Source organism: Sphingobacterium sp. UBA865, from assembly GCF_002295765.1.
In the GTDB taxonomy this organism is placed as follows: domain Bacteria; phylum Bacteroidota; class Bacteroidia; order Sphingobacteriales; family Sphingobacteriaceae; genus Sphingobacterium; species Sphingobacterium multivorum.
In genome coordinates this window covers 1-17,561 of sequence record NZ_DBGB01000002.1, presented here as the reverse complement: position 1 = coordinate 17,561, position 17,561 = coordinate 1, and the positions used below count along the sequence as shown (strand labels likewise).

The following is a 17,561-nucleotide window of genomic DNA, read 5'->3' as shown; positions in this document are numbered from 1 at the left end:
TGCCAAAATCCTTGCTCCATTTCGAGGAGCTGTTTTAGTGATTAAAACTAGTCGTTGACATTACTTATCCAGTTATTAGCCACCCCATAATCTGTAGGATTTTCCGTAGATTCAATAGAGAGCGTCCCCCCTTTTCTGAGCTCATCGTGTGTTATCCATAAACGCCCTAAATCCTTACCATTGAGCAGGATTGATTTAATATAACGTTTTTTGTCACTCGCATTCGGCACCTCAATAATCAGCGGATTTGAACCATTGCCTAGAATAATCCGTTCAAAAAAAGGTACGCTAACATAGAAAATAGGCTCACCGATCAAGGGTTGTTGCAATCCGATGGCCGAAAGTACCCACCAGCTGGACATCGCGCCGGCATCGTCGTCCATCGTCCGCACAAAAGCCTTCGGCTCATTTTTATAAATCCGATCGATATGTGCTCCGATTCCTCGGCTATTGTCGTTGAAATAATATTGAATGGTGGTATCCAAAGCGATGCGATGTATCCATTCTTGATAACGCCAAGGCGACTTGCTCGCATTATACAAAGTCAGTGATTGCATGTCCGGTTCATTCGCCCTGTTGAAATAATAGCCGTCATAAAATTCATTTAGTTCCCGCAGAAAGTCTTCCTCGCCACCTGCGAGCTGCTTTAATCCAGCGACATCGAAGGGTACATTCCATCGATATTGCCTGATTGTGCCCTGATACATATCACGCGCAGACATACGATCTACATCCCGTTTTGTCAGATCTTTAAAATCTTTATTCCAAATAGTTCGATATGACTTTGCCCGTCCCAGGTAGGTCTTGCGCTCCTGCGGAAAAAGTTTGGCCATTGCCCACATATCATAACATGCTTCAAGGTATTTGTCCGGTTTCTTAAAATCAAAGCGGGCGGTATCACCTACCAAGGAGTCTCTGATACCAGCAAGATCAACCTCATATCCCTTTCTGACCGCATCCAGCAGGATCACTGCGGCATGCTCTGTCCGGACTGAATTGGCAGGTTCATGCGGGCCAGCAAAATCATATTTCCCATAACGATAAAGGTCGGCTATAGACGTGATGATGCCTTGATACATATGGGGATCTAGCAATTCCAGAAGTGGTAATTGTGTTTTGTAATTGTCCCAGATGGCCCAGCCGTGGTAACGTTTCTCTTTTGAACGATGCATTTTTCCGTCTGTTCCCCAAAAATCGCCCTGCGAGTTGCTGATACTATAGGGAGATTGCAAACTGCGATATAGTAAGGAATAAAAAAGATCTACTTTATCCGGATCGCCCTTTACTTTGAGCCCTGAAAGGGAATTTTTCCAGCGATCAGCCGCGCGTTTTTTTATGGTCTCAAAATCTAGCTTAGCGTATGCTGAGATCGCCATTTTTGCATCATTTTTACTCACAGCCGAAAAAGCGATATTAATATCTGCGACTAAAGCTTCCTCTTTTAGATCCACCCATATCTTATTTCCTTCTTTTCGCCATCCCCTGGCTTTAGGAATCTCCAACGCATAATAAATAGTATAGACACCAACATGGCAGGTCGTTTTCGCACGCATTTTACCTACAAGGAGATTACCCGCTTGAATAAATTCATTGTCAACAAAAGCTCCATTGAAAGCATGTTCCAAATCAATAAAAAAACCTTTTCTCCCCGCGGGAAAGCGATAGTGTTCCCGGCCAAAATCATTATCAACAGCGACTTCAACTTGAATGCCTTCTGCTGTATTTACCGTATAATAACCCGGGCTGGCCTGCTCAATGACTTTATTCAAAGGTTTTGTATCATTTTCTATAAATGGTTTAATCAGGATCAATCCTCCACTGCCCATACAGCCCACCCCCTCCAGGCGATTGTGGGTAAACCCCTTAATTTCCTTGGCCAGATACTCGTATCCTGTATGCGTTGTAGGATTAGTATAAGGTACGATACTCAATTGGTGAAAAGGAGAGGACGCTGCCGGCGAAAGCTGGCCATGGTCACCGGAAGATCCTAAGAAGACATTCACGCGTTCGGTTTGCGCTCCAGCAGCAGCTGAGTAACAGAGGAGCAAAGTAAGCAGCAGCTTTTTCATGTAAAGTCTATTAATTTTTTAATTCTGCTTTCAAGCAGTATAATCCGATTAAACAAATCCCGATTTAATTACTAAAGCACTTTGAAACCAGTTCTTTATGCCGCACTTTTGAGACTAGCTAACGGGATAGCTAAACATATGCAAGCAAAAATACGATCTTTCTTATTCTTTTTTAGTGTACTGCTAATGAATTTCCAATTTAATAGTGCAGCTGCACAATCCCTGCAGTTGGACAGCTCATCTCAAATTGCATTTATTTTCCTACTTAACGTATAACTGTTAAGAAGGACTAACGAATATAAACGACCTACATCTACTACATATAAAACCCTGCTCCCAAAAAGAAGCAGGGCTTTTAAGTTCTATTTCTTCCTGAACATACGATGTAACAACCGGCTCAACAAAAAGCTGACGAGTGTCCCGACAAGGGCAGTTAATGCACTGTACAGTAGTCCTCCTATTGAAAACGATGCCCAGACGCCACAAATAGAGCCGCCAATGGTAGAAAGTTTAACATCACTCCAGCGCATCCGTCCCCCCTTCCTTAAGAATTCCGGCAACTGTTTTCTTATCCTTATCCCGATCAACCTCCTGTCGGCTGTTATCCGGCACGTCCGCAGAAAAAGCTTTGTCCCCTGTCACTGATTCGTCCTTATCTTTTTCTAGGACAGATTCTACAATACCAAGCCCGAGCGCGATATATTTAGCGATATTCAACGCCTTATTTGGCAACTTAACAGGCGCCAGCAGGATCACCTGTAGGACCTTTGTAATTTTATCTATGATTTTTTTCATATTTCGTTTGTATTTAACTCGCGTTAGGCTGTAAACTTGTTCTCGATCGTTAAGGTGACTTGCCCCATTTTTACCTGTTCAATAATTGTCTCATACAACTGTTTATAGGCTTCGGCCGACTGATAGACACCCCAATCGTCATTACTTTTATGAAAATAGGTTCCGACCAGCAGGCAGCCTTCCGTATCTTCATGCGTATTGCCGATATGAATATAAACGAGACTGAAATTGGGGATAGCACTAATTTCGATCATCCCCTCGTGCATATCCGGAAAGCGCTTTTTGTAAGCGGTATTCATCCCGCCCTTCCTGTTGATCCCGAGTTTGTAGGTTCCCGCAGGAATAGCTGTCCGGCCTTTTATCTTTACATCGCGCACGGTGTCTTCAAGACCATAACACTGGAAAGTTCCGTTGATGTAGAGTTCGGACAGGGTACTCTTATTCCCCTGCCGAACACGTTTGAGTGTCAGTTCCATACGTTACGGATTGCCATATACTAATTCATAGGTATATTCATGCCCGGGCGTATCCGTTAGGGTTACCCGGTACTTCGCGTTTTCGAAATTCGAATTATCGGCCTGCACCTGGTACATCCAGGATACCCCTTGTCCGTCCATGTCCTGCGCCATCCCTACTTCCAGTTCCAAGTCATTTGCATCGAAAATTCCGACCTGTACTTTCACCACCTTCATCACATCCTTTACCATAAATAAAATCTGATCCATGGCATTGCCTTGGTATCCACTATCGTCCCAACGACGAATGACCGGTGCCGTAAAGTAATCTTTAAAGGCTACATTGAAGGCGGTCTGGTTGATATTAGCCTTGGCCTGATAGGCCGCCTTTAGGTCAGGATCCTGTATCGCCGTACGAGCGTATAACGAAGCATCCATAAAGCGATTTTGTACATCAAGCTGTTTAACTGTGGGTGCTTTTTTATTTTGAAAAGTCGGTCTGCGGGCGATGATTGTCTGATCGCCACGTTGCCGAAATACGAGCATCTTGCCTACTGTCCCTGATGCTCCCTCCATGACGACATTACCTTTTGATTTTGCCATTACTTGTGTTTTTAATGTTAAATAATCTGTTGACTGTCACAACAAAGGGCGCCCATCATTGCGTTGACGATACAAATATGCACTCGAAAGCAAGCGATGTCAATAGCTACAGCTAACTGCGGTGAAATACGGTAGAATACGATGGAAAACGGTTAAATACGACACCTGCACATGGGTTATCCTTGAGCTTAACAAGGGCTAAGGTAGGGTGATCGTTTAGTCGAGGTAGTGTGTTTCTTGTGTCAAGCTAGAGTGAAGCGTAAAATTGCCCAGATCCGGCACTTCTAAAATCCGGGCAATTGTCTCTTCCACGCTACTTGTACTTTTTGGGATTTGCCTTAATATAGGCAATGATTTCATTTTTAAAGTAATAATCCTTACCGTCCAGATTGTAGCCCGGGAGCTGGGGTTTGATCTGCCCCAATTTGGTATCCCTGATATGCAGTAATTCTTTTATATCGGTATTATCCAATAGTTCGGACGTTGAATTGATCAGGTTTTGGCTTACCTGGCGCGCTTCCTTGGCGATCACCTGCACCGCCTGTACGAGCGCGCGTAGTTCGGATCTTACTTCTTCAAAAAATTTTTCCATCATCTTAGTTTATTTTGACTATCATTCGGTTTATTAATTCAGTTTAATTCATCCCTACTATCCGTCTGCTCATTCGATCACGTGCAGCTTCTGCCGGAGTTCCTTGATATAGCTGCGGGTCACGGCGAACGAGCGCTGAGGGCCCTCGCTCATCACAATTTTACGCTTCAAAAAGGAAACAATAAAGTTCATATTGACTAGGGTCGATTGATCCACCTGAACAAATTCGGTTGCCGGTAGAAAATCAACAATCTCTTTTATGGTCTTTTTTGCCTTTCGCGGCACTGGTTTGCCAAACCCATCCAATCTCATATTTCTTTCGAAAAAAGCCAGCTCATTGTCCCCTTTCACTTTCTGCACGAAGTAAATATCACTGAACTGTACCCTTTGACACATTTTATCGGTCATTTCGATAAAGGCGAATTCAGGCTGTGGCACACATTTAAGATTGATCGGAACAGCCAAACGGCGAAACGCATTTTCTAGCGCTCTGTAGACCATCGGAAACGTAGCCGGTTTGGGCATAAAGTCCGCCGCATCCAAATGATAAGAGCGCAGCGAAAACGCTTCATGCTCTGTCACAAATACGACCTCAGGTCTTTTCTTGGCATCGATAGACTGGTAAAGATCCATTCCATTGAGCAAGGTATCGTCGGCCCTTTGGTCCAGCACAACATCCATAAAAATTACATCATACTTGCCGGAGTTGATTTTCCGTAAGGCATCTTTTTTATTATCCGCCACATCGATAAGTAGATCCAAATCTGTGTCTTCTAAAAGAGTTTTTAATTTTTCAGCATCAGGTCGAAAATCTTCAACGATAAGAATAGGGATTATTGGCATATGGCATTATTTTATAAAATACTCAGTTAAATCGCTTTTTGGTAGTTTTGGAGCAGCGTAAGCTGGACGCTGAAAATAGTATTTTGTTCGCGATATTCAATCCGATATGTTCCGGGCAATACCGCATCAAATAATTCCTGCAGCAACTTATTGCCCACCCCAGTATGTCCCGCTGAGCGCTTGCCGCTGACATAATTGATCATCTGGAAATGCAACTGACCATCTACCCGCGTCCATTCCATGATAATTTGACCCTGTGCTCCCCGAGGACTATAGTTCAGGGCATTTTCAAACCACGAGAGCATGGATGCAGCAATGATAGAGCGGCTCCAATCGGTCGCAAGGAGGACTTCTTCCCCCTTAAATAGCATCAGGCGGTCTGTAAAACAGGAAGCCATCACCTTGAGCTGCTTCCATTCTTCGGCAATAGCTACTTTGACTTTCCGGTTTGCCGTCACTGCAATGATGTATCGAAATAGTTCCAGTGTATCGTTTCGGTGCAGCAATTTGTTATGCTGCACGATCTTGATCCATTCTTTCACGAAATGCTTAGAGAGACGTCCCGCCAGCCTGCCGGCATCCAATTCCATGGTGAGCAATTGAAACCTTAGCCAATAGGAACAATTTCTAAAAACGCTGTGTACAATTAAGGCTGTCCCCAGTACCAATAAATTGCCTACCATGATCCGATTGTGGAATTGCATCAAATGATAATCCGTCAGTTTTCCGGCAAATGAAATGCCGTGAGCAGGAAGCCACGAGTAGGTATAATACACCCAGAAATCTATACTCAGGTATTGCCAGCAGCCCAGCACAAGCAGTATGACCAGTTTAAGATAAATAGAACTTAACTGCAATAAATTTATCGCCAGCCAATACATAGCGAATGAAAACAAGTATGGTCCGGTTAAGGCCAACAGATGTCGCATGGTCAATCGATGCCAAACCTGAATATTCAATTTGAACAGCAGCAGCAGCAAGAATCCTGTTCCGATAAAAAATAAGATGTATCTCCGCGTGAAAAACTGGGTTATTTTGGTCCGTCTATCTTCCATTATATCCTATTTTAAACGTTGGCTAAATTGTTTTTTCTATAATTGGTGTACTTTGAACACTTAAATTACAAAAAACAAAGCGTAAAGAATAAATTAATTAAAAATAATATTTCGTCAAAAGGAAACACCATCCCTATCAAGAAATTATACATCAACTCACTTACTTCATTTCATAATTTTTACCCTTTTAGCAAATTACCCGTTTTTAGTTCGAAAAATTGACGATTTTTCACGTCGAAAAAAAAGGCACGTTCTTGTAAATATATAGGCATTACCCACGTGAGTGCATCTTGTGAAACGACCTTTCTCTCTTTAAGATCCGGATGATAAAAATGAATCAAGGGCCAGTTTTCCCATGCTGTCCATTCCTTCATGACAATGCGGTTTATCGCCCTGTTTAATTTTCCCTTGAACCTCTTCATAAACCCATCAGGTTGCTCCGCTCTTTTACAGCGCAGCCCTTTTGATAAAGCCAGATTCCACAGGCCATTGTTCTCATTTTTTTCCATCAGCAGAAAAGAGAGGGGAATATGAAACCGGAAGGCAAGCTCGGCGATACTCGCGTGGAAATACAGTCCACTAGCTGCGACGGGGACCTTAAGCAAAGATCGGGTCCCTTTAGCAGCCAAGCGATTCACCCCTTCGTCCGCGTCAAGGTATACCAGCACCAAACGCTTTTCATTTAGGTCCGAAAGTATATTTTTGAGCACTGTACGTCTTGAAGCATCGATATAGCGCAGGCTATCTGCTTCGAGATTGTTTAGCTGCATCAGGAGTTCAGTCTCTTTTTGTTCCTTTTTAATGATACCGGGCGAAGCTAGTACAGAGATTTTATAGCCTGCCGCAAGCAGATAGCGCGGTATCAGACGGTATGGGCCATAATGGAAAGAGATGAAAATCCCGCTAAGATCAGTTGGAAGCATTTCAAGACAAGAGGCGTCCAGCATTCGGTCCAGTTGGACGGGTTGCAGCATCTTGGCAAAAGACTTTCGGTAAGCGCTCCATCTCAGGTAATTTATTTCAAGATCTTCTACCGTAAATTCCGGAAAAAAATTCCATACGTTGGCAAACCAAAACGGTTTGGTCAATTGATTATTGTTCATTTAAATTGTGGTCTAGAAAAATTAGGTTATTATTCAATCAGTGAACAGCATCGCCTTCCGACGGAAAGCGATGCTGAATTAGCGTTAAGGTATTTCTACCCAGCATTTTTCATCGTCAACGACATCTCCCATTTCCGGAAATAGCTGCATCATCTGAGGCAAAGTTAACCCCAGTTCGACGATCTGATCACTTGTCTGTATGTTGTCGTTCATGTTTGAATTGAATTAAACATCGGCCTGCAACGATACGGGTCAGGCCACTCCCGCTGGCTGTACAGCACTAAAATTGTATTAGCTAACGATCAAATGTGGCTGAAATCTTTCAAAAAAAGGAAAAGAATGATAGGTTACAAAAAAAGAAGGCATATTGACAATGACTGACGAAGGAACAGAAAAAGAGGTCAGATATCCTTGTTTTTGTGCATGATTTCCTCAGAAATAGGTCATCTATCATTTTTTTAGGTATTTCTCAGTCCTCGATTTTACTTTTATAAACATGGATTGAGCCCTTTATAAAACCCGATTGACTGTATATCCAATGATCAAAACTTTTCATTTTATATTGCCCGAGGTGCCCCAGTTTTCCAGACAAGTAAGAGCATTTTTGCCCAAGCTTCCCGATTCACAGTTACAGCGCTATGAGGATGCGAGCATCCAATTGCTAGAAGAATATATTGATTACCATAGCGTCATATTTTATCGCGTGCAGGCCCACGTGCAAAGAACGCTTCAATTGTCCCTGCAAACCGATAAATCCGATTATCATCTGCTGTATAATAGGTATTCCGTTTCGACCATTAACATAGAACATTCAGCAAATAATAGTCACGTGCAGTTGCCTTCTGGATATGATACTTATGCCTACATTCCCAAAGGGAAGATGCAAATTCTTCTGATGCAGGGAGAATATTTGATCTACGGAGTTCTGGTCGATATAGGGTATATACGATCAGCCATATTTAAAGAAGACCATTTCCTCTTTAAATTCAGTACAGCACATCTACGCGACAAAAAGCGACTTTACCAAAGTGTAATATGGCCAATCAAAGAAAAGACAAGCTATCAGCTTTCTAGAATTGAAGAGCATTTTTTCAATTATCATAAAGACAATGAAGCTATGGCTGTAAAACTTGTCTATGACCTATTTGATATCGCCATTTATAAAAATTTTGAACACTATGAAAAGATAGATCCCGATCAATTCCTAGCCGAAAGGGCCGAACAAATGATCCGGGATCAGGTGATGCAGACATTTAGCAATTGTTCGATACAGGCTATTGCCGACCAGCTACAGATTGACATTAGTAAATTGGATAAGTTGTACAAAACCGTCTATGGTGAGACTCCCAGACAGACCTGGAACACGCTTATAATTCAAAAAGCAAAAGATCTACTTCTTGCAGGGCATTCGGTCAAGGAAGTTTCAAACTATTGCGGCTATGGGTCCCAGCAGAATTTTTCAGTTTTTTTTCGGAAACAGACGGGCATCTGCCCGAGCGCTTATAAATAAACAAACATTCCTATCCATCCCACCATATTTGGCATTTGCCCCTGAAATTAGACCTCTCGTCCCAAAAATGAGCGCTACCATTCAGTAATAGAAATACAACCTCAAAGAAGAGACCGGGCGCCATCGCACAAAAAATCATACGACGAGCTCCCCAAAAGTCATACATCTTAAGCTGATCACTGCAGTAACTTTGGTATAAGATAACAGATCGGAGGACAGGGAGATGCCCAGCCGGTCAATAGGAAACACCTCCACGGCCGATCCAGGAGGATAATAAGGATAAGCGACAAGGATAAACTTAAACACATAAAAAAATGAAAAAAATTGCAAAACGAATCATTGGCGCCATGAGTATTGGTGTGATGACATTTGGAATCGTACTAGGCGTAAATGCGTTGACAAAAAAAACTGAACTTAAAATAGAGAAAACCGAACCTGAACTTAAAGAATGGCATTTCGATGGGGCGACCAACCCTTCGAACAATGATGTTAGCGATGCCACACAATATTCAGAAGGTAAAAGTTCAACATGCCCGGGTCTAGCACAAACGGCTTGTAACTTAAATGCTCCCGAGACAAGTCCAAGCTCAGGTGTTATAGATCTTAATTATATGGTACCAGGAACAAGTCAAACTGTCCAGCAACGTATCCAATCAGCCATTTCATCAAGTACACCAAATGAGACCGTTGAATCCTTTCGTGCCAATTAGTGAGAACAAATGATCGAAACGTTTGTAAACAGGGCTGTCCAAATTACGTGGATAGCCCTGATTCTTTAAAGTGGATTCTGCTGCATACCGGAAAGCTGGACTACATCCTCTGGGAGCTGAAATGTGAATCGCTGGTCATTAGCAGGCAACTGAAAAGTCTTCTCCCCCCCTTCAAAAGAAAGATTTCTCTTTAAATCTTTTTTAAAACGCTGATCAAAATTTAGCCTTCTAATATCGGTCCAGCGCAATCCCCTAAATAAAAGTTCTTTCCGTCGCTCGTCGAGTATATAGCGTAAGATTGCATCCTGTCCATGTATTGTTTCAGGAAAGGTAAAACCATTGCGATACCTTTTATCCAGTAACAATTTCAATGTTGCTTTAGCCAATTCAAGCTGACCTTGTCGGGCCAGACATTCAGCTTTGATGAGATAAAGCTCATCTGTTGCAATACCATTAAAAAAGACCGAATTATAAAATCCGACATAGCTACCTTTGAAAGCAGCAGTTCCGTCCGATTTAAGGTTAAAAAATAAGAGTTTTCGGAGGTCGTCATCCAAATAGCTGCGATATAATGCCGTATCAACATTCGCAATACTTGGGTCTATTGCAAAGACCGTCGCATTATAACTTAAAAATATCGTCTCCGGGTTCAAGATCTCAAAAGGAGTCGCACTTTGAAAACTTCTATCCTTATAATCCATAAGAGCAGCATTTAAAGTGAGTGCACGGTCTGAGTAAACAAACGATTTGTCGTAAGCCCCCATCGTTAAGTAAAGTCGTCCAAGCATCGCCAAGCTAGCCAATTTAGAAGGTCGCATCGCAATTTCGGCCCGGTCCGGCAACAGTTCGACAGACGCCAGCAAATCTTTCTCTATTTGGACATAGGTTTCTTCTAGAGTAGACCTAAACGATCTTTCTTCAAAGTCCGGAGACAGTCTTAATGCCAATCCCAGATTCATCCTATTATGTTCGGCATCGCCACCTTTATAAGCTGGACAGTATACCTGAGCCAATTGATAAAAAGCATACGCACGAAAAAAAAGCGCTGCTCCTTTGATAGAGTTATACGTTTCCTTATTGCGGTCATCCATTTTCTTTAATTGGTCCAATACCGTATTGGCATTAAAAACTACGCGGTATATATTGGAGTAATTCATATTTCTTTCCGCTATTGTGAAGTAAGCATAGGGCTGCCAAGTATAAGCATGCTTTTCTAACTCGGAGAGCGCATTATAGGAAGCACCAGAAATATAAAAATCATCTGTGCCCACTTCTGCCAATCCAGACCCCATATACACATTCATTATATTATTGTTATCCAGCAAAGCTTGTAAAGCGGACAACGAATTGGGAATCACTAATGAGCTTTCCGCCTTTTTATCCAAAAATTTATTACAGGATAGCAAAAATAGCATTGACACACAACAGCATATAGCCCTTGCAATTCTTGACCAACAACATATCATTTTCATTTTTGTAAGTTTAAATTAATACCTATTGCATAAATACGACTGGGTGGCGTAGCAAAATAATCTGGGTCCAACCCTTTTTTATTGGCCCGCCATAATATCCCCACATTATTGACCGATGCCGTCAAACGCACGGGAAGCTTACTAAGACCATAGCTCAGTTGGATGTCTTGCAGCCTGATTACATCCCCTTTTAAGACATTCGCTTCGGAGTACCGGTAAAACCGGTCCCGATTCGCATCTCCGGGATAGATCATAGATGGTACAGTCGTCCACTGTTCGTCGCCAGGCTGCTGCCATCGGTCGTAATAATCGCTATGACCACCCATGGTGATGGAAGTGCCCGCATAGCTCACTGTATTTTTCTTAAAGTAATATCCAAATTTGTAGTTAATCGAGAAAGTCACTGATAATGATTTCCATGCAATCAAACCTCTAAAAAAGCCATAACATTTAGGCAGTGCATTTCCATAATACCTCATATACTGGAGCGAATCGTTCATCATTTTGGCATAGGATTTAGAAAGATCACCATGTAGATAACCCTGCGGGTCGCCATTTTCAGGATCTAACCCCGCAAATCGGTAAGCAAAAATAGGATACATCTCTTTTCCGATAATCGGATTAATTATTCCGCCATTATTTTCTACATATACGGAAGAAGAATATAGTGCTCCTTTATAATCTTTGACTACACTACTAGACTTAGAAAGTCCTACCGTCGCACGCCATTGCAGCCGGCTTGACCCCAAAGATGAAATTTCGATTTTGGCATCGAAACCTTTACCCCTGATTTTACCGATGTTGCGTTGTACCTCTGCAAATCCTGTCGTCGGATCGATCTGATCCGGTGCTATCAGATCAAGAGACCATTTGTCGTACCATTCGAATGATCCTGAAATTCTATTCTTAAGAATAGTGAAATCTACTCCATTATTCCAGGTCCGCACCTCTTCCCACTTTAAGTTGGGGTTCGGCGGAATGGAGATAATTCCAAAGGGATAATTTGTATAATTAGCGGCACTAGAATAGGTCATGATTGGATCACGTGTTGCGCCTACGCTGATATTACCGCTTGTACCATAAGTACTTCGAATACGCAGGCTATTCAACCATGTGTAGCTTTTCAGGAATGACTCCTTTGATAAATTCCAGGCTACTCCCGCTGACCACAGTGGATTCCAGCGCTCGTTGGTCACTACGCCAAACTTGTTACTGCCATCCTTACGCATGGATGCGGTTACGATATATTTCCCTCTATATGCATACGCCGCATTCCCATATATAGATATAAATCGTTGCACACCCGAGCTATTCGATCCACTATAGGGGATATAAGCATTATTATACAAATTATCATACGTTGGATAAGCATTGACATAGTCCACTTTCTTCACGGTCAGCACATCCGTATCCAGTCCATAATTACGGTACGAGTTGCCCTGCGATTGGCGGTCGCTCCATTCAGATCCGATGAGGAAGTTTAGTTTGTGAGTATCATTCCAGTTTTTATCATAATTTAGCTGTGCCCGTACACGATGCCCGATCATCTCACTGTATGATCGGTCCTCAATAGCACCTTTGGGAACAATATACTTTACCGTTCCATCCTGAGCCACCTGCGTAAATTTATTGATGATATCACGAGCAAAGAAACTATTTTCCCCGTATAGCGCCCGCCCTTTGGACTTTTGGGATTCAAGTCCATAAATTAGCTGCATATTTAACCCTCCTATCAGTTTGTATGTTGTGGTTAGATTTGCGGCCATATGAGCAATATTGCCCCGAGATTGACTCTGTGCAAGATCATCATAAGGATTTAGTCTCCAGTCCATCAGTTTACTTCCAGCCAGGCTCTTTACGTAGTCTGGGTTTAATAAATAAGGCAGTGTGATACCATTGCCACTATCGTCAAAAAGTCTTGTATATGGATAAGTGACGTAATTACTTATTCCGAGTGAAGACCTCAAAGTCTTGGTGGCGTAAGAAAGATCCGCCTGGATTTGCAGGCGGCTTCCAATCCGAAAAACATTATTCTGTCTCAAGCTTATGCGGTCATCACTTTTCATTAACTCATTTGCTAGGGATCTATCCCATCCAACGGAAAGACTATGGTCAGATCGTGGTGAGCCACTATTTATACGCAGGTAATGCTGCTGTAGGCCGCCCCAGCGAAAAAACCGTTCCCTGTCTTTACGCACATCCTGATCCCTCAGGCCATCGATATACTGCATTGCTGACTCATGAGAAATAACGCCTGTCTTGGCTTTTTGCAGCATGTTGACTACTGGCGATGGAATAATCTTTCTTAGTGAAAGCGGATTAGTAAAGAGATTATTATAATACCCCTTATCAAATAGCATCATTTCCACATCGATGGCGTCGGTAGCTTTTACGACCGGCGTATAATAAAGATCTTCAGGGGCCTGAAAAGTCCAATTGGAAGAAAAGGTGGCCTGAAACCCATTACTTGCTTTTTTCGTAGTGATCACGATAACACCATTGCCGGCTCTAGCTCCCCAGATCGAAGTGGCAGCCGCATCTTTGAGCAAGGTGACAGATTCGACATCATTAGGGTTAATCTGATCCAGAGAGCCTTCATATGGAAAATTGTCTACGACAATCAATGGCGCTATGCTAGCCCCTGAAAACGAATTTAGACCACGAATATTCAGTTGTGCATTTTTAGTTCGATTATCAAACTGTAATCCCGTCGCCGTTCCATCCAATTGACCTAGTATTGACGTCGACACCCTTCTCCTGAGCAATTCACCATTCAGTTGTTCGAAAGAGCCGGTAGCCCTTTCTCGTGGCAGTTTTTGAAAACCGTCACTATACACCACTGCTTCTTCCAACTGTATAAGGTTTCTTTTCAGCACAATATTCAGGGCTTCGTCTCTTGTCACCAACAAGGTATCCGGCCTATACCCCAGCTTATTGCTATTGATCAGTAGGGGCAACTTTAAAACAGCGCATGAAAAAAAACCAGTATTGTCAGTGGTCGCTAATAATTTGTTTTTGCCATTTTGTATTATAACTTGGGGGATGGGGTCCCCTGCTTCATTCCGGACCTTACCTGACAAAGTTATTTGGCCGTATAAATTACTCGCACATAGTACAATTAACACGATAAGTAACGATTTCATTTCTTCGCTCCTTTCCTTCTAGCGATCAGCGCTTCAAGCTGGTTTTCGTTTAGAAAGTCAGACGTTGATGTGGCCCCTAGGCGCCCAAAATCATCCAGCCAGACAAAAATCGGCACCGCCTGATGAGGAAACAGCTGTTTTAAATAACTACCTAAAACTATTGAGGGCGTTTTCGTACGATATTTAGCATACTTTTCACCAATAAAGATATCAGCCACCTTTACCGTATCATTATCATAACTATTGACGAGCAAAAAATTTATCTTATCGCCATAGCGCTCTTTAAAACGGTCAAGTTTAGAAAAATTGGGCATACAGGAAGTACACCAAGTTGCCCAAAAGTCCAGAATCAGCGGTTTGCCACGATATTTTTCGAGAGTTTGACGGGTATATTTTCCGTTCTCAAAGATCATGAACTCGTGCGACCAAAACTCTTCTGGCACCCTAAATCCTAGCATGACAGGCTGGGCAATATTAAGCCCATTGGCCCCGCTGTCCTTGCGGGGCGTTTGGGCAGATAAACTAAACATAGAAACCAAACACAGCAGCATCGCTCGTGCTCGTTTGCTTTTAAAAGCCTTGTATAAATTATATAGTATTGTTTTCATCATCTTAAGGTTTTAGGTTGGTCAATGGATTGAAAAAAATCGTTGATTTTTTTGGTCAGTCTGATTTCCTCCAGATTCGCTTCCAGAGCTGACAGTCTAATTTGGCCCGTATCTAAATGGCGGCTATGCGTCAGGAAATAGGCTATTAGCGCGCGCAAAATATCCGACAAAAACAACGTTTGCTGTAGAGCTTCTAATTTGCTTTCGGTAGCTTCGCCGAGGGTTTTGCATTTGAGATCCAATGCATAGAGGTTTTCGCGTATCGTGACTAGCGAATAATGATCCCAAAGGTTTTCGATACATTTCAATGGATCGTAACTGTCTTCATGGATCTCATAGAATGGCCTGTCGAGATGCAGGAGATCTTCATAAATGGCTTTCATGTGTTTAGTTTTTAGCTGTGACCATAGCACATAGCATTCCCTATCCGACCGAAATCAGCTTTTTTGTGGGAACCTGAATGGGTTCAGGTCACAGCGGTTAAAAAATAAGAAATAGGTTATCGGGCGCGGTGCAGGACAGTTACACCTAATTTGATAGAGACGATACCGCGTCCGTTGGTAAAATAAAAAACCGACCTTTTTTATAGAATTTCTATAACAGTATTTTTCTCAAATCTTTGCTTTTGAAATCGGAAACCCTTACTTTTAAAGTGCGAAGATAAAAGAGATGAGGGCTGTTCAATTTTAGAGCGTGGATCTAAAAAAATAGGCCGGCAAAATCAACAATTGGTATGCTATAATAAGCCCATTACGGCTTTTATATCCATTCGATACCCAGGGGCTATCGGCCATTGTTAATTTTAAGCTTTTAAGGAGCTATTCTGGTGGGCAGTATTTGTTCTTGATGAGCAGTGATACTGCAAGCTGACGAAGCTGATTCTTAATCTGCCGCCATTCTGTTGTGGTTAATGACTCTTTTTGTCTCATAATTTACTAGTTGGATTATCAATAAGAGTCTCAAAGGGGAAGTAAGACGCAAGCATCTATAAATATAAAAGAGGCAAGCCCCACTATCTTCCACTAAATACGAGGTACGACGAATACCCATGACACAGTTTCCAATAGGGGAGCTTGCCCCTTCCTTTTGCGAAAATACAAAAAGCACAGGGGGTTCGCAAACCCTACGTCTCGCGTCATTGAAATTTCGTCGTTTTCGTATTCGAGACTAAATCAGATCAACTGATTATAAGACAAATATAAATATAAAAATCAATATTAGTCCCATTTGAGACTTTTTATTTTAAAAAACAAATAAAAATGACTGAATATCAATCAAATAAACTCGAAGAATTCTCCAAATATATTTTATCCATACTTAAGAAAAAGATTAAAAATAAATCTGAATTAAAAAATAAATCTAAAGAAATATCAAATCTTCTTAGTGAGAGCTCTCCCAAACTAGACGGCAGAATCTTTCATAAGACCTTGATTTTTTTAGGAGAAGATATTGATACTTTCTGTAATAATTATTTTAGAAAACATGAGGGCCATATTTTAGCGAGTCTAAAAAAGAATGAAAACTTATTTCACGATTTGATCAATCCTTATATAAATAGCCAGAATCAAATTAGTGATAGCTCTAAAATTATTGCGAAGAGATTTAATAGACTTTTCTCAGGAGAACTTAATGAACTATATGCGGATGAAATATATGGCCTTTCTAAAGCTCTAGCGTGTAAACCAAGTCAACTCTTCGACTACTTCTATCGCGATGGCGAGCGACCAATAATTGGGTTAAGCTAAGCCAGCTCAAAAAATGGAGAAGCAGACATAAAAAAATATTTTTATTTTTCCAATTCCAAAAAATTATTTCTATATTAGATCAGCCGGTTGAAATATACCAACATCTAGCGAAGCGCCTTATTTATTAGGGCGCTTTACTACTAAAAGAGTCAACCCCATCTACATAAAAACAGATTTTTTTCATAATATATTTAGTTTATAAAAGGTACTCCTCTCGCATCACTTGATGAATGGGGAGTTTTTTTTACAACTACTCTATCATTAAAATGAAAAGCCACTCCCTTCCGGAAATGGCTCAAAATAAATACAACGTAGCCGTATTTGATGCGGATTTTCCGCAGCACAGCCTGATGAAAATGAAAACCCGTGATTTGGTAATGGTAATGGAAAATGAGGCTTTGAAAAAACTGGCATATAAGCAGTTTACCACCGTTAACAAAAAAGCCTATCCCATTATACAGCACAAAGCGGATACAGAGGGGTCAGTATCGCCGGAAAGGGGTCAACATCACCGGAATATGCATAGCTCAAGGAGTGAATAAGGTCCTTGGCTTGCGATTCGGTATAAGGCGAATAATCATGAGCTGCTCCAGAGATAAAAACGTTTTTTCTCCTTATCTTTTTTTCTAAATCTTTAAGAATTTGAGTAATATCTGAATACTCTTTTATCATTATGGCATGTATCCCATATCTAATCAAATCTTCTATTTTAAGTTCTTGCTTTATTTTCGCATATCTATAGTCCTCTTGGTTTTCTTCAGGAGTTTTATAAGGACTATTAAAATCTTTTTCAGAAACCAGCTTAAAGAAGCAATAATGAGTTGGCGTATTGTCTTTGCATATTCCGCACCATACTAC

The 17,561-nt window shown here is 41.6% G+C and carries 16 protein-coding genes and 1 pseudogene; 3 read left to right on the top strand and 14 right to left on the bottom strand.

Translation table 11 applies throughout. From position 1 onward, the window contains the following. Positions 1-47 precede the first annotated feature (47 nt). The 9 genes from B2O97_RS01285 to B2O97_RS01245 form a co-directional block, all read right to left on the bottom strand. On the bottom strand, positions 48-2,069 hold the full coding sequence (locus B2O97_RS01285) for a glycoside hydrolase domain-containing protein (protein ID WP_286766758.1): 2,022 nt from the start codon (positions 2,067-2,069) through the stop codon (positions 48-50). Positions 2,070-2,585: 516 nt separating this feature from the next. After that, positions 2,586-2,864 carry a hypothetical protein gene (locus B2O97_RS01280; protein ID WP_286766757.1) on the bottom strand — a complete coding sequence of 93 codons (279 nt, stop codon included), beginning with the start codon at positions 2,862-2,864 and terminating at the stop codon, positions 2,586-2,588. 23 nt (positions 2,865-2,887) lie between these two features. Next, on the bottom strand, positions 2,888-3,340 hold the full coding sequence (locus B2O97_RS01275; protein ID WP_286766756.1) for a DUF5675 family protein: 453 nt from the start codon (positions 3,338-3,340) through the stop codon (positions 2,888-2,890). 3 nt (positions 3,341-3,343) lie between these two features. Next, entirely contained in the window at positions 3,344-3,922 is a 579-nt protein-coding gene (locus tag B2O97_RS01270; protein ID WP_070570023.1) for a hypothetical protein, read from the bottom strand. A gap of 313 nt (positions 3,923-4,235) precedes the next feature. Then, a complete protein-coding gene (locus B2O97_RS01265) occupies positions 4,236-4,517 on the bottom strand; it encodes a hypothetical protein (RefSeq protein WP_286766755.1) in 282 nt (93 codons plus the stop codon). Positions 4,518-4,583: 66 nt separating this feature from the next. Beyond that, positions 4,584-5,357: a LytR/AlgR family response regulator transcription factor gene (locus B2O97_RS01260; protein WP_286766754.1), complete on the bottom strand. Its 774-nt coding sequence runs from the start codon at positions 5,355-5,357 to the stop codon at positions 4,584-4,586. A 26-nt stretch (positions 5,358-5,383) separates the two neighbouring features. Further along, positions 5,384-6,412 (bottom strand): hypothetical protein, encoded by a 1,029-nt coding sequence (locus B2O97_RS01255; RefSeq protein WP_286766753.1) that lies wholly within the window; start codon positions 6,410-6,412, stop codon positions 5,384-5,386. A 179-nt stretch (positions 6,413-6,591) separates the two neighbouring features. Further along, the gene (locus tag B2O97_RS01250) at positions 6,592-7,515 is read right to left on the bottom strand and encodes a hypothetical protein (protein ID WP_286766752.1); all 924 of its coding nucleotides are present in this window, start codon (positions 7,513-7,515) and stop codon (positions 6,592-6,594) included. 84 nt (positions 7,516-7,599) lie between these two features. Then, positions 7,600-7,728, bottom strand: coding sequence for a hypothetical protein (locus tag B2O97_RS01245; RefSeq protein WP_286766751.1), 129 nt, complete (start codon positions 7,726-7,728; stop codon positions 7,600-7,602). A gap of 325 nt (positions 7,729-8,053) precedes the next feature. On the opposite strand from B2O97_RS01245, the gene B2O97_RS01240 reads away from it, so the two are divergent. Further along, positions 8,054-9,025 (top strand): helix-turn-helix domain-containing protein, encoded by a 972-nt coding sequence (locus B2O97_RS01240; protein ID WP_286766750.1) that lies wholly within the window; start codon positions 8,054-8,056, stop codon positions 9,023-9,025. A 314-nt stretch (positions 9,026-9,339) separates the two neighbouring features. Beyond that, positions 9,340-9,735 (top strand): hypothetical protein, encoded by a 396-nt coding sequence (locus B2O97_RS01235; RefSeq protein ID WP_286766749.1) that lies wholly within the window; start codon positions 9,340-9,342, stop codon positions 9,733-9,735. Between the two features lie 65 nt (positions 9,736-9,800). Here B2O97_RS01235 and B2O97_RS01230 read toward each other — a convergent pair whose 3' ends face one another. The 4 genes from B2O97_RS01230 to B2O97_RS01215 form a co-directional block, all read right to left on the bottom strand. Next, positions 9,801-11,120, bottom strand: coding sequence for a RagB/SusD family nutrient uptake outer membrane protein (locus B2O97_RS01230; protein WP_286766748.1), 1,320 nt, complete (start codon positions 11,118-11,120; stop codon positions 9,801-9,803). An 83-nt stretch (positions 11,121-11,203) separates the two neighbouring features. Continuing rightward, positions 11,204-14,350 carry a SusC/RagA family TonB-linked outer membrane protein gene (locus B2O97_RS01225; RefSeq protein ID WP_286766747.1) on the bottom strand — a complete coding sequence of 1,049 codons (3,147 nt, stop codon included), beginning with the start codon at positions 14,348-14,350 and terminating at the stop codon, positions 11,204-11,206. Further along, a complete protein-coding gene (locus B2O97_RS01220; RefSeq protein ID WP_286766746.1) occupies positions 14,347-14,961 on the bottom strand; it encodes a TlpA family protein disulfide reductase in 615 nt (204 codons plus the stop codon). Before B2O97_RS01220 ends, B2O97_RS01225 begins: the two co-directional genes overlap by 4 nt. Beyond that, positions 14,958-15,341 (bottom strand): hypothetical protein, encoded by a 384-nt coding sequence (locus B2O97_RS01215; RefSeq protein WP_286766745.1) that lies wholly within the window; start codon positions 15,339-15,341, stop codon positions 14,958-14,960. Before B2O97_RS01215 ends, B2O97_RS01220 begins: the two co-directional genes overlap by 4 nt. An 876-nt stretch (positions 15,342-16,217) precedes the next feature. Between B2O97_RS01215 and B2O97_RS01210 the strand changes: the two genes are divergently transcribed. Continuing rightward, positions 16,218-16,703 (top strand): hypothetical protein, encoded by a 486-nt coding sequence (locus tag B2O97_RS01210; RefSeq protein ID WP_182983091.1) that lies wholly within the window; start codon positions 16,218-16,220, stop codon positions 16,701-16,703. 453 nt (positions 16,704-17,156) lie between these two features. Here B2O97_RS01210 and B2O97_RS01205 read toward each other — a convergent pair. Then, positions 17,157-17,561, bottom strand: a pseudogene (locus B2O97_RS01205) (hypothetical protein); the annotation flags it as partial.